The sequence below is a fragment of the Myxococcus sp. AM011 genome (assembly GCF_013372595.1).
In the GTDB taxonomy this organism is placed as follows: domain Bacteria; phylum Myxococcota; class Myxococcia; order Myxococcales; family Myxococcaceae; genus Myxococcus; species Myxococcus eversor.
Map to the genome: position 1 here is coordinate 1 of NZ_JABXEM010000122.1, position 12,520 is coordinate 12,520.

Annotated in this window: 15 protein-coding genes; 6 read left to right on the forward strand and 9 right to left on the reverse strand. The window is 69.9% G+C overall.

Going from position 1 to position 12,520, the window contains the following annotated elements; translation table 11 throughout:
* The 6 genes from HUW62_RS24410 to HUW62_RS24435 all read right to left on the reverse strand — a co-directional run.
* Positions 1–684: dipeptidase (locus HUW62_RS24410; RefSeq protein WP_176435767.1), on the reverse strand; the 684-nt coding region annotated here is incomplete at its 3' end.
* Positions 685–759: 75 nt separating this feature from the next.
* Positions 760–1,893 carry a serine/threonine-protein kinase gene (locus tag HUW62_RS24415; RefSeq protein ID WP_176435768.1) on the reverse strand — a complete coding sequence of 378 codons (1,134 nt, stop codon included), beginning with the start codon at positions 1,891–1,893 and terminating at the stop codon, positions 760–762.
* A 206-nt stretch (positions 1,894–2,099) separates the two neighbouring features.
* Entirely contained in the window at positions 2,100–2,648 is a 549-nt protein-coding gene (locus HUW62_RS24420; RefSeq protein WP_240357116.1) for a hypothetical protein, read from the reverse strand.
* Positions 2,649–2,934: 286 nt separating this feature from the next.
* A complete protein-coding gene (locus HUW62_RS24425; RefSeq protein WP_163870543.1) occupies positions 2,935–3,525 on the reverse strand; it encodes a hypothetical protein in 591 nt (196 codons plus the stop codon).
* Between the two features lie 55 nt (positions 3,526–3,580).
* Entirely contained in the window at positions 3,581–4,111 is a 531-nt protein-coding gene (locus HUW62_RS24430) for a hypothetical protein (RefSeq protein WP_163870544.1), read from the reverse strand.
* Between the two features lie 11 nt (positions 4,112–4,122).
* The gene (locus HUW62_RS24435) at positions 4,123–4,512 is read right to left on the reverse strand and encodes a hypothetical protein (protein ID WP_240357117.1); all 390 of its coding nucleotides are present in this window, start codon (positions 4,510–4,512) and stop codon (positions 4,123–4,125) included.
* Positions 4,513–4,632: 120 nt separating this feature from the next.
* Between HUW62_RS24435 and thiS the strand changes: the two genes are divergently transcribed.
* The 6 genes from thiS (at position 4,633) to HUW62_RS24465 (ending at position 9,544) form a co-directional block, all read left to right on the forward strand.
* Positions 4,633–4,833, forward strand: coding sequence for a sulfur carrier protein ThiS (gene thiS, locus HUW62_RS24440; RefSeq protein ID WP_163870546.1), 201 nt, complete (start codon positions 4,633–4,635; stop codon positions 4,831–4,833).
* A 7-nt stretch (positions 4,834–4,840) separates the two neighbouring features.
* On the forward strand, positions 4,841–5,629 hold the full coding sequence (locus HUW62_RS24445) for a thiazole synthase (RefSeq protein ID WP_368670473.1): 789 nt from the start codon (positions 4,841–4,843) through the stop codon (positions 5,627–5,629).
* A gap of 4 nt (positions 5,630–5,633) precedes the next feature.
* Complete coding sequence (locus tag HUW62_RS24450; RefSeq protein WP_176435769.1) at positions 5,634–6,281, forward strand: thiamine phosphate synthase; 648 nt, start codon at positions 5,634–5,636, stop codon at positions 6,279–6,281.
* Positions 6,278–7,306 (forward strand): hypothetical protein, encoded by a 1,029-nt coding sequence (locus HUW62_RS24455; protein ID WP_176435770.1) that lies wholly within the window; start codon positions 6,278–6,280, stop codon positions 7,304–7,306. Before HUW62_RS24450 ends, HUW62_RS24455 begins: the two co-directional genes overlap by 4 nt.
* Positions 7,307–7,320: 14 nt before the next feature.
* On the forward strand, positions 7,321–8,217 hold the full coding sequence (locus HUW62_RS24460) for a DUF4129 domain-containing protein (protein WP_163870550.1): 897 nt from the start codon (positions 7,321–7,323) through the stop codon (positions 8,215–8,217).
* A 142-nt stretch (positions 8,218–8,359) separates the two neighbouring features.
* Complete coding sequence (locus HUW62_RS24465) at positions 8,360–9,544, forward strand: DUF4350 domain-containing protein (protein WP_163870551.1); 1,185 nt, start codon at positions 8,360–8,362, stop codon at positions 9,542–9,544.
* A 68-nt stretch (positions 9,545–9,612) separates the two neighbouring features.
* Here the strand turns inward: HUW62_RS24465 and exoP are convergent, their stop codons facing one another.
* From exoP to HUW62_RS24480, 3 genes are all read right to left on the reverse strand, one after another.
* Positions 9,613–10,815, reverse strand: a complete 1,203-nt coding sequence (gene exoP, locus HUW62_RS24470) for a spore coat polysaccharide biosynthesis glycosyltransferase ExoP (protein ID WP_163870552.1) — start codon at positions 10,813–10,815, stop codon at positions 9,613–9,615.
* A 63-nt stretch (positions 10,816–10,878) separates the two neighbouring features.
* Positions 10,879–11,940, reverse strand: coding sequence for a glycosyltransferase family 4 protein (locus HUW62_RS24475; RefSeq protein ID WP_163870553.1), 1,062 nt, complete (start codon positions 11,938–11,940; stop codon positions 10,879–10,881).
* Positions 11,941–11,949: 9 nt separating this feature from the next.
* On the reverse strand, positions 11,950–12,468 hold the full coding sequence (locus tag HUW62_RS24480; protein WP_163870554.1) for a serine O-acetyltransferase: 519 nt from the start codon (positions 12,466–12,468) through the stop codon (positions 11,950–11,952).
* Positions 12,469–12,520 lie beyond the last annotated feature (52 nt).

Genomic DNA, 12,520 nt, shown 5'->3' on the forward strand with positions numbered 1-12,520 from the left:
GCGCCACCCTCCCCCCGCGGCGCGCACGCCCGTGTGCGAACAGAAGAACCGCACCGTGGGGTGGGTGAAGAGATTCTCCAACGTGCGCTCGGAGGCGTGCGCCACGTCCACGCTCAGCCCCAGCCGGGCCATCTCCTCCATCACCTGATGCCCCAGGGACGTCAGGCCCCGGTTGCCCATCATCGGGAAGGAGGAGCCTCCCAGGTCATTGTTCGACAGGTGCGTGAGCCCCATGAAGCGCACGCCCCGGCGGTGCAGCTCCGCCAGCCGCTCCACCTGTCCTTCAATCGCATGCCCGCCCTCCACGCCCAGCACCGCGGACAGCCGCCCCCGGGCGAGGTTGTCCTCCAGGAGGGACGCCGTCGTGGTGATGCGCGCCGCGTCCTCGGAACGACGGCAGAACTCCTCCATGCGCTCAATCTGCCAGAGGGCGCGAGTCCACTCGCTCGCGCGTGCCTCCCGGGGCCAGCCGCGCCACGCGGCGAACACCGGGAAGCCACCGATGAACGGAAAGCCCCGGGTGACGATGGTGAAGCATTGAAGCTTCACCCCCGCCTCCCGCAGCCGGGGAAAGTCCACGTGCCCTTCGTCCGAGCGCGCGCACAAGTCCCGGTTCCACATGAGGGAGTCCGCGTGCCCGTCCGCGATGCACCAGCGCTGGTGAAGTTCGTTCACGTCGCCCATAGGCGCATCAGTCTGCCTGTCCGCGCGCGCCAGACAAGCACCCTTCCCACGCCCCGCTCTCCGCCAACACCCCGCTCACGACCCGGCCATGGACGCGCCACCCAGCCCCGACGCGGTGGGGAGCCCCTCGTCCGAGGACAACACGTCCGCGGAGCGCCTCCGGGAGCGCGCGTCCAGACGCACCTGATTCGCCTCACGGGCGGCCTCTGAAGGCCCGTATGCGTAGCCCCGTCCGACCAGCACCGCGCGCAGCGAGTCCCGCAGCTCCAGCGCCGTCTGGAATCGCTCCTCCGGCTCGCGGCGCAGAAGGCGCGCGAGGATGGCCCGCAGGGGCGAGGACACGGCGCGCGTGGCGTGGTCCACGTGCTCCGGAGCGAAGCACGCCATGCGCGCCGCCATCTGGGGCGCTGACAGCCAGCTCGGGCTCTCCGCCAGGAGTGTTTCCGCGTCCGGAGCCGGACCGGCCGCCAGCGCCGCGCGCTCCACCGCCTCCAGGTCCAGCAGATGCAACCCCGTGAGCAGCTCCAGCAGCACCACGCCCAGCGAGAACAGGTCCGAGCGTCCATCCAGCGGCTGACGCAGCAGCGCCTCCGGAGAGGCGTACGCCAGGTCTCCCCGGATGACGTGGGCCTCGGTGGCCACACGCCCCGGTAGCCGGGCCCAGGCCAGGGCGAAGTCCGCCAGCTTCACGTGGCCTCTCACATCCAGCCGCAGCGTGCGCGGACTGACGTCGCGGTGGACGAGTCCCAGCGGCCGGCCGCGATCATCCTCCAGCGTGTGCGCGTGGTGGAGCGCGTCCGCCACCTCCGCGCCCACATAGGCGGCGAACGCCTCCGAGAGCGGCCGCCGCCGCAGCGCCGCGAAGCTGACCAGCGTCTCCAGGCTCTGCCCCTCCACGTACTCCATGACGAGGTGGGGCAGCCCCTCATGCACCCGCACCAGGAACACCTGGGCGATGGCCGGATGGGACAGCCGCATCAACAGTTTGACCTCCTCGCGAAGCCGCGCCCGTCCCAATTCGTCGCCCGCGTCTTGCAGGCGCTTGATGAGCACCAGGTCTCCTGGCGTGTCCAGGTAGTGCCTGCGCGCGATGAGCAGCTCTCCCGAGCCGCGCGCGCCCAGGTACCGGATGAGTTCGTACGCCGTGGCGCCGGTGGTGAAGAGGATGAAATGTCTGGCAGGGGGTTGTGCAGGGTGGTGGGTGCCCATTTCGAATGACTGCTCCAGGGTATGAAGGTCCTCCCCAAGGTTGGGAAGGCGTGAGGAAACCCCACGCATCCTTCCTACCACCCAGGTCCGACACGCCCTTCCAACCTCTTGGAATGGATTCAGGGAAAAAAGGGAACGGCCCCCACCGAAGTAGGAGCCGCCCCAGGTCCATCCGTTACGGGAGACGAACCGCCAACAGCGGCGGACTACTGGTTGGTGGGCGTCACGACCTTGGTGACGCTCAGCTCGCGGACCACCATGTCCTTGCCGTCCAGCACGTACGAGGCGCGGACCTGGTCACCCTCCTTGATGTCCTTCACCTTCACGGCGCGGTTGTCCTGGAGGATGCGGCTCTGGTCGTTGGTCTTCAGCTTGAGCTGACGGTTGTTGGTGGTGTCCACCAGGGTCAGCGAGTCACCGCTGGTGGAGAGCACGCGGCCCTGGACGCTGGTGGCGGCCATGGTGGCCCCCGCCGCGCCGGAGCCGCCCGTGGCCAGGTCCTCGTTCAAGTCGCGCTGCGCCTCGGCCAGGTCGTTCTGCTCATCGCGGACGTCCTCCTGGGCGCTGGCGATCTCCTTGTTCGCCTCGCGATGCGTCTCCGCGATGTCTTCCTGCGCGTTGCGCTGCGTGTCAGCGATGTCCCGCTGCTCCTCCTGACGGGCCTGCGCCGTCTCCTGGCGAGCCTCCGTCTGCGCCTCCGCGACGTCCTGCTGCTGCTCCGCGACGTTGTCCCGCTTGCTGCAACCGGAAACCATCGCCAGAGCCGCAACCGCACCGACCGCCATCATGAGCTTGCGCATTTTGTTCCGCCCCTTTCGGTAGGCTTGCGGGAGAGCATGTCTCCCGGTGTTGGGCAGAAAGTGAGCGCTCCTCTCGCACTTGCACAGGGCTTGCGCGAAGCGTTTGGAAGACACAGGGGCGTCGATCTACGCACGAGGGCCCCGGTCGCCCGGCCGCTCTCCGTGGGAACAATCCCCGGTACTAGCCCGCGCGGGGAACGAAGGTGCCCAGGCAGGCACGCTTCATTCCCACCTCGCGCGATCACGGCCCGGCGTCGGCTCCACCATCCCCGCGGCCACCGTCAGCGGTGCCACCATCCGACGCGTCGCTGCCCGCGTCGCCGCAGAAGGGCGCTCCACCCTCCACCCATCGCGCGATGATGGCGCGCTGAGCGGCGGTGGGTTGCGGGACGACGCTGACCTCGGGCGGCATGTCCTGCAACACGGACGTGCGCACGCGAATTCGCGAAGCCTTCGCGAAAGCGCCCGGCAGTCCCCCGCCGTCCGCTCCACCATCCGCGGGGGCGTAGTAGTCCAGCCGGAACGAGGTCTGCGCGCTGTCGCTGGTATCGGCGCCGTGGCACTTGCTCACACAACTGGCGGCGAGGATGGGCTGCACGTCGTCGCAGTACGTGGGCACCGGCCCCGCGTCGACATCCCCCGCGTCGGGAATGCCGGGCAGCCCCAGCACCTCGCACGTCCGGCCCTGTCCCTGTCGCACCGCGACGCAGGTGTGCGTGTCGGGACAGTCGCTGGCCGTCTCGCACGTCTTGCCGGTGAAGTCCGCCACGTCGATGGTGCAGGCCACGGTGAACGCAACGACGCCGGCCGCGCTCGCGAGGAGTTTCTTCATGATGGGGCTCGTCCTGGAACCTGGAACCTGAAAGCGAGGGGGTACGACGGAGACTTCAGGGCCCGGCGTCGGCCGGAGCGTCGCAAAGCGGAGCGCCCCCGGTGACCCAGCGTGCAATCAGCGCGCGCTCTTCCGCGGAGGGAGCCGGGCTGCCGGCGGGAGGCATGTCCTTCAGGTCCGACGCGCGCACCCGGATGCGCAGCGCCTTGGCTCGCGCGCCGGGGAGGCCGTTGCCCGTCGGCTCGTAGTAGTCCAACCGGAACGACGGCTGACTGCTCCCACTGGTGTCCTCGCCATGGCAGGAGCTCACGCACGTGGCGGCGAGGATGGGCTGGATGTCCTTGCAGTACGTGGGCACCGGCCCCGCATCCACGCCGCCGCCGTCGGCCTGCGTGTAGTGCGGCGGGTAGATGACCTCGCACGTGCGCTCACCATCGGCGCCCAGCGCGGTGCAGGCATAGGCGGCGGGACACTCGGAGTTGTCCGTGCAGACCTTGCCGGCGAGGTCATCCACGTTGAGGGAGCAGGCCACGGCGGCGAGTACGGCGCCGCAGGCCAGGAGGGGGACAGGAGAGCGGAGGGCCACGGGGGGCTCGTTCAGAAGTGGTAGGTGAGGCTCGCCTTTTCGGCGGCCTCGTCGGGCAGCAGCTCCAACACCAGACCGTACAGCACCGCGGCTCCCGCGGCGGCGTACATCAAGTTCGCGGCGGTAGAGGCCGAGCGGGCCCGGTCCAACGTCTCGCTGGCATCGCGCGCCGACGACAGGCTCTGCGCGCGCTTGGCCTCGCCCTGCGCGAAGAAGCCCAACCCCAGTCCGCCCAGGGCGAGCACGCCGCCGGCGACGAAGGCATAACGATGGCCGTGGAGCACGGGCGTCGGCGCTCGGACGGGAGCGTCCAGCGTGGCGACCGGTTCGTCCGCCAGCGCGGTGAGGGGCAGCCCGAGCGCGACGACGAGCGCGATGGAGACAAGCCTGCTGGGAGCCATGAGCATGGCGTCGAGTATACCGGTGACGATGGCGAACGTACTGGCGGAGTGTGCGTTGACAGCACGGTAGGGCCCCCTGTAGTGCGTCCCCGGGTCCCCATCGCAAGGAGCCGTGACGCCGTGCAGGTCTGGGTCAACGGAGAAACGCGCGAGGTGCCGGAGGCCATCACCCTCTCGGCGCTGCTGGAATCGCTGCGAGTCGGCGGTCCGGGCGTGGCAGTGGAAGTGAACGCCGAGGTGGTGCGCCGCGCCCGCCACCCCGAGCATCACCTCCAGCCCGGGGACCGAGTGGAGATCGTCACCTTCGTCGGCGGCGGGTAGCGAGGAGATGGCCATGAGCATCCAGGACAAGCCCTTCACCATCGCGGGGGTGACCTTCACCTCCCGCCTCATCCTCGGGACGGGGAAGTACCCCAGCCACGAAGTGATGAAGCGCTGCCACGAGTCCTCCGGCACGGAGATGGTCACCGTGGCCGTGCGCCGGCTGGACTTGAAGGCCACGGGCGAGGCCTCGCTCATGCGCTGGATCGACCGCGAAAAGCTGCGCCTCTTGCCCAACACCGCCCTCTGCTACACGGCCGACGACGCGGTGCGCACCTGCCGGCTCGCGGAGGAGCTGGGCATGAGCAAGTGGGTCAAGCTGGAGGTCCTCGGCGACGAGAAGACGCTCTACCCGGACGTCGAGGAGACGGTGAAGGCGGCCCGCATCCTGGTGAAGGAGGGCTTCACCGTGCTGCCCTACACCAGCGATGACCCCATCACCGCGCGCAAGCTGGAGGACGCGGGCTGCGCGGCGGTGATGCCGCTGGGCGCCCCCATCGGCAGCGGTCTGGGCATCCGCAACCCTCACAACCTCCGGCTCATCCTGGAGACGGTGAAGGTGCCCGTCATCGTCGACGCCGGAGTCGGCACCGCGTCCGACGCGGCCATCGCCATGGAACTGGGCGTGGACGCCGTGTTGATGAACACCGCCATCGCCGGCGCACAGGACCCGGTGCGCATGGCCGTCGCCATGAAGAAGGCCGTGGAGGCGGGCCGGGACGCGTACCTCGCCGGCCGCATCCCCCGGAAGGCCTACGGCTCCGCGTCCAGCCCGCTCGAAGGCATCGTCCAGTAGCACCATGCCCCTTCCGGTGACGCCCGCCCTCCCCCGGCTCGTCGTCATCACCGACTGGCGCCTGCCCCGCGAGCAACTCCTCGGCGCGCTCTCCCGCGCGCTCGAGGCGGGGCCCGACGTCGCCGTCCAGCACCGCCATCCAGCGGCCACCGGGCGCCGATTCCTCGAGGACGCGCGGGTCCTCGCCGCGCTCTGCCAGTCCCGAGGCAATCCGCTGTTCGTCAACGGCCGGCTGGACGTCGCCCTCCTCGTGGGCGCGCATCTGCATCTGCCCTCGGACGGCCCTACGGCCGAGGACGTCCGCCCTCACCTGCCCGCCGGACGGCTCGTCAGCGTGGCCGTCCATGACACGCGCGAGGCCCGGGCGGCGCTCGGCGCGGACCTCGCTTTGGTGAGCCCTGTGTTCGCTCCTGGCTCCAAGCCCGGGGACACCCGGACGACGCTCGGCCCAGAGGGCTTCGCCGCGCTGGCCGCGCACCTGCCCTGCCCCGCACTCGCGCTCGGAGGAATCACCGCGGAGAGGGCGAGCAGGCTCACCGGCGCGGCGGGCTTCGCCGTCATCTCCGCCGTGCTGGAGGCGGAGGACCCGGCCCGGGCTGCGCGAGCACTGCTGGCCGCATGCGCGCCCCGGGCTATGCTGCGCGTCCCGTGACTCCGACTCCCTCCGTCCCCGAGCTGCGCCCCCTTGCCCTGGGCGAGCTGATTGACCGCTCCGTCACCTTCTGGCGCGGCCACCTCAAGCCCCTCTTCGTGCTGAGCCTCGGCTACGCCCTGGTCAACTACATCGCGACCAAGGCGACGCTCCAGTTGACGCGCTGGCTGACGCCCATGCTCTACGTGACGGACAAGGACGCCGTCGCCAAGGAAGCGCCGCTGGAGATGATGGGACAGGCGAGCCTGTCACTGGTGCTCTGGTGCGGGCTGTTCACGTTCCTCATCTGGAGCTACTGGCTGGCCATGGTGGCGAGCGCCCGCTACGTGCTGTCCGCGCAGCTCGGCACGCCCGTGAGCCCGGCGGACAGCCTGCGCCGGAGCCTGTCCAAGGTGGGCGCGGTGACGGGGGCCTTCCTCCTGTCGCTCGGGTGGTCGACGCTGGTGACGCTGGTGGCGAGCATCCCCGGCACCGTGCTGATGGTGGCGGGTGGTGTCGCCACGGCCATGGACTCGAAGGTGCTGGGCATCGTGCTGCTGGTGGTGGGCGGACTGCTGCTGGCCTTGGGGTTGCTCGGGGCCATCCTCTGGTACTTCCTTCGCTTCCTGCTGCTTCCTCCCGCGCTCGCCATGGAGGACCTGGGGGCGTGGGGCGCGTTCAAGCGCTCGGGCGCGATGCTGTCGGGGCGCGTGGAGCCGGGCTTCCTGGGACGGGTGATGGTGCGAGGGATGATTCTCTTCACCGTGGTGAGCCTCATCCTCTTCTCGGTGCACCTGCTCTTCGGCATCCCTTCGTGGCTGGTGATGATGCCCTATGGAAACCCCTTCGCGGCGGACACCATGGCGCGCACGCCGCAGCTCCTGCTGGTGCCCGTGGAGATCCTCCAGGTGGCCGCGCAGGCCTTCTTCTCTCCGGTCAACTTCGTCGTCTGCTCGTTCTTCTACCTGGACCTGCGCGTGCGGCGGGAGGCCTTGGACTTGGAGCAGCGGCTGGGTGCGGAGCCGTCGTCGCCTCTCGCGGCCTGACGTCGAGTTCTTCCGTGACAAGCCTGCCCCTGTTGCTGCTGCTGGCCTCCCTGCCTTGCGACGAGCGTGAGGCCACCACTCGCGCCCTGGAGGAGACGGCCCAGGCCCGCCCCTCGGAGCTGGCCCCGGCCGTGGCGGAGCTGGGGCGGCGCCTGGGCGGCATGCCCCTGCCCCCCTCGAAGAAGGACGCCAAACCGCCCGAGCGGGCCCGACAGGTGGCGGACTTCCTGGAGCAGGCCTGCGCGCTGGAGCAACAGGAGGCCGCGTCGAAGGAGGACGTGGAGGACCTGTCTGGAGAGGAGCGCGAGCGCCTCACGGCAGTGCTCGACAGGCCTGAGTTCTCCCGCGCCCGACAGCGCCACGGCGACGTCGTGAAGCAACTGCTTCGCAAGCTGGAGGCGTGGCTGGAGGGCCTGTTCGAGTCGCGTGAGGCGCAGGGCTTCGCGGTGGCGACGCGCGCGGTGATGCTCGGGTTCGCGATAGCACTGGTGCTGTGGGGCGCGCTGAAGCTGCGCTCCCTGCGCCTGCGCGGAAGCAACGTAACTCCGGGGGCCTCCGACGCTGGCGCGCCGCTGGTGCTGGACGCTCCGCCAGAGCACCTGAAGCGCGCTCGCACGGCGCTTGCCTCGGACGCGCGCGAGGCGATTCGCGAGGCCTTGCTGGGCCTCCTGTCCTCGCTGGAGGAGCGCCGGCTGGCTCGACCAGACCGGGTGAAGACCAACCGCGAGCTGGCGGCGGAACTGCCTTCGCGCGGAGCTCCCGCTTCCGTCACTCGCGAAGTCGAGCGACTGATGTCCTGGTACGACCGCGCCTTCTATTCGCTGACACCGGTTCCGGAGGCGGAGGCCACGCGGTTCGTCGAGGCGGTGGAGCGACTCCACGGGACGCTGGGCACGGAGGTCGCGGCATGAGGCGCGTACGGCCTCGTGGCGTCATGGGAAACGCCTCCACGAGAACGCATCCACGAGACGTTGGGCACAGAGAGCACTGCATGAGGCACGCGTTGCCTCACGGTGTCACGGCCGGCACTCTCGCGACGAGGGAACTCTCCTCATGAAGAACGCGCGAACCGTCGCCGTCTTCGGCCTGCTCATCGCGCTCGCGCTCGCGATGGGGCTGTCCACCCGCCAGGAGGCCCCCGACTCGCCCGTCCCCTCCGTGGACAACCCGGGCCCCCAGGGCGCACGCGCGCTCTACCTGTTCCTTCGCGAGGGCGGCCGCGCAGTGAGCACGCAGCTCACCTCGCTGGAGTCGCTCGCCTCCGGGACGCGCACGCTGGTGCTCGCGGCCCCCACGGGCCGGCCCGTGACTCAGGAGGAAGTGGACGCCGTGGAGCGCTTCGTCCAGGAGGGCGGCACCCTGGTGTACCTGTCCACGCGCGAGCTGGGCATGCACCAGGCCGCGCTGGAGACGTGGCTTCGGCTCGAGGAAGGGCCGCTGCTGCCCGCGAGTGAGCGCGGACTGGCCACGGACCTCGCTGACGCGGGCGGAACCACGCTGGACATCTGGTTGGGCGCGGGCCCCTTCCGGGGACTGACGGCCCTGCGCGCGTCCCAGGACCGGGGACTGCTCATGGACCACCCGGAGGCGGTGCCCCTCGCGGGACTCGGCGGCGCGGTGGCCGTGTGGCGGCGCGCGCTCGGCAAGGGCGAGGTCTACGTCCTCGCCGGCGCGGACCTGCTGGAGAATCGTCGCCTGGAGCTGCTGGACAACGCGCGCCTTTGGAACGCCCTCGCCGCGCGCGGTCCGCTCGTCATCGACGAGTACCACCATCAACTCGCGCCCCCTCCTCCTCTGTCCCGAGGCATCTGGGTCTTCGTCGCGCAGGTGCTCGCCGTGGGAGGTGTCTACGTCCTCTCGCGTGGCACGCGCTTTGGCGCGCCCAGGCCGGTGCTGGTGGAGAGACACCGCTCCGCCCTCGAGTACGTGCGCAGCATGGGCTGGCTCATGCGTCGCTCGAAGGTGGAGAAGGACCTGCTTCCAGAGCTGGACAGAGCGCTTCGTCAGCGGTTGCAGGAGCGCCTGGGAATCTCCCCGACCCTGGACGACGCGGAAGCCGCGCGACTGCTCGAGGAGAGCGGCGGAATCCCCGCGTCGCGCTACCTGGAGGCGAAGGCGGAGCTGACGCGACTGGTGGCACAGCCCACCATCCGGCCAGCGGACTACGCGCGCGTGGCCCGTCTCTACGCGCACCTGGAGCGCGCCGTGACAGGCCGGGAGTCCGTCATCCGGACGTGAGCGCACGCGCGGCGATGACGGGCTCCACAGCCGAGCCCCTCACCGCCGCGTGCTTCGAATCGTTCGACCTAGAGCGTCTTGCCCGCGGCCAGCATCGCCGAGCCCACGTGGTGGCGAATCTCCTCCACCCGCGCATCCCAGCTCTCGTTGAAGATCTTCTCGGCGCGCTCGCGGTTGGGCCCGGGGCCTTCCGCGAGGCACTCGTCGACCTTCTTCACGAAGTCCTCCGTCGAGGTGGCGATCTTGCACAGCCCCACCTTGCGAACCTCCGGCAGGTCCGTGGACACCACCGGCAGCCCGGAGGCCAGGTACTCGCGCACCTTGAGCGGGTTGGCGTTCAACGTCAGCTCGCTGATCTTGAACGGCATCAGCGCCACATCGAAGGCCCGGCTGTAGCCCGGCAGGTCCGCGTAGGACTTGCGGCCCAGCATGTGGATGTTGGGCTCGGCCCGCAGCTTCGAATCGTCGCAGTCCGGCGTCGTCTTGCCGATGACGACCACCGAGCCTTCCGGATGGGCTCGCGCGGTGGCGATGATGGCTTCCTGGTCCACCCAGTCCGCCACCAGGCCGAAGAAGCCGATGACGGGCTTGGGCAGGCTCGCGATGTCCTCGGGGATGCGCGTGGTGGTGTCGCACGCCTTCACGAAGTGGCGGAAGTCCGTGCCGTGACGCACCAGCACCGTGCGCGGGTTGACGCGGGACTTGTTCTCCCGCAGGCGCTCCGCGGAGGTGATGCAGATGTCCGCGCGACGCAGCAGCCGGTCCTCCAGCTCCGCGATGTGACGGCCGTTGGTGTCCGCGAAGGCGGAGAACTCGTCCACGCAGTGGTAGACGACGAACTCCTCGCCCAGCGTGCCCGACACGGGCGCGGACGCGGGCAGGAAGCTCCAGGAGATGGGGCGCTGGAAGCCCAGTTGCTTCATCGCCCGGCGAACCTGAAGCCGCAGCAGCTCGCGGTTCGCCCCGCGCACCATCTCATTGCCGTAGAAGGGAATCGCCAGCGGCGACAGGACGTGGAGGTTGGGCTCCACCTCGCGCAGGCCCTTCGTGAAGCGCTCCAGCTTTCCGAAGATGCGCTTCACGTCGTGCGCGTTCGCCTTCGGCGCACGGTTGCCGATGCTGTTCACCCAGAGGATGCGGTTGTCCCGGGAGAGGATCCGCATGATGTGGACCTTCGACAGCGGGTCCCCATCCCAGTCGTTGGAGAACACCACCAGGTCGCGCCCCCGGAGGGCCCGGCGCGTCAAATCCAAGTCTTCACTGCGCCGCATCTCTCTTCTCTCCTGTGTCGAACAACCTCGCGGTGTCCCCGCGAGCAAGGTTTGGAACGAAGCTCACGTCGCCGGCACCGGCTGGGCCGGCGATGGCCGACGGGGTGACAAGGCCGCGTAGAGGTCCATCAGCACGGGCCCCACATCCGGAGAGGCCACGCGCGCGGGCCCCGCCTCCACCGCGTCGCGAATGCCCGCGGCGAGCGACGCCGCGTCTCCCGCGTGGAACAGCCGAGTCCCCTCCGGCCGCTCACACACGTCGCTGGCCACGCAGGGCACGCCCAGGGCCAGCGCCTCGCGCACGGAGATGGAGTCTCCGTCATGCGTCGTAGGACGAAGGAAGACGTCGCTCCGGGCGATGAGCCCCAGCGCGGCCGGATGTTCCAGCTCGCCCAGCGGCTCCAGCGAACCCGCCACACCCAGCTCCCGCGCGTCGCGGATGAAGTCCTCGGAGTCCGTGCCCGGACCGAACAACGCCAGGCCCACGCCGGGACGCGACTCCAACAACTGACGCACCGCCCGGAACGCGAGCTTGCGCCCGTACACCGGTGACGGATGGTGTGCCATCACCACCAACGGACGGCGGCGAGCACGCGCGGCCTCGACTCGCACGGGCACCGGGCCCGCCTGCACCTGGGAGGCGCAGAAGGCCGGGTGGACGAGGACTCTCTCCTCGGAGATACCGCACGACACGAGCGCGTCGCGCACCGCCGCGGACACCGCGATGATGCGCGAGTAGCCCGCCAGCGCCACCCGCGCGAAGGCCCGCCGACTCGGCGCCGCCGCGAGGTAGTCCGGCAACAGCCCGGAGTGCAGGGTGATGAAGCGGGGGGCACGCGCCCCCGGCAGACTGCCCACCGCCGCCGCGAGCAGCCAGGCCTTGGGGTTGTTCCCGCTGGTGTGGACATGCACCGTCCACCCCGAGACGAGAAACCCGGTCAGCCTGAGGCCGAAGTGCGCGGGGCTTCGCATCGGAAGGACGTCCGGAACCGGCCGGCCGCCCTTTCCGATATCCAGCACCTTCGCTTCGACCCCACGGCTGCGCAGGAAGCGGTGAAGTTGTTGAACGTGAATCGCCACGCCACCGAAAGGCGGCGGATGGTCGCCAACCAGGAGCACGCGCATTGAAGAGCCCTATCGCGGTACGGACGCCGAGGGAGGCACCGCCGTCAGCGAGGAGCGCCGGGGCAACAGCCCCATCTCCCGCTGATACGTGGTGAGCGGATCAGGATCCTGCCGGATGACCCGCGCCGGAATGCCAGCCACGACGGTGCCCGGCGCCACGTCCTTCAGCACCACGGCATTGGCCCCGATGACGGCGAAGTCGCCAATCTGGATGTTGCCGAGAATCTTGGCGCCCGCGCCAACCCGCACGTAGTCACCAATCATGGGAGCACCCTCGAGTCCCGAGCGCCCGCCAATCGTCACCTGCTGGGAGATGAGGCAGTGCCGGCCAATCTTCGCCGCCTTGTGGATGACGACGCCGATGCCGCCGTACCCCAACTGCGTCCCCTCGCCGATGTCGGCCTCGTCCGGAACGTACGAGCTGTGGAGGTAGTAGATGGCTTTCCGTAGCAAGGCAGGGAGCAAGGGAACTCCCTTCAACCGCAGGCCGCGAGCCACCCGGTACAACGTCATCGCATCGACACCCATCCACGCCTCCCTGACCCAACCGCGCGACGGGGAGGAACCTAGGTACCGCCTT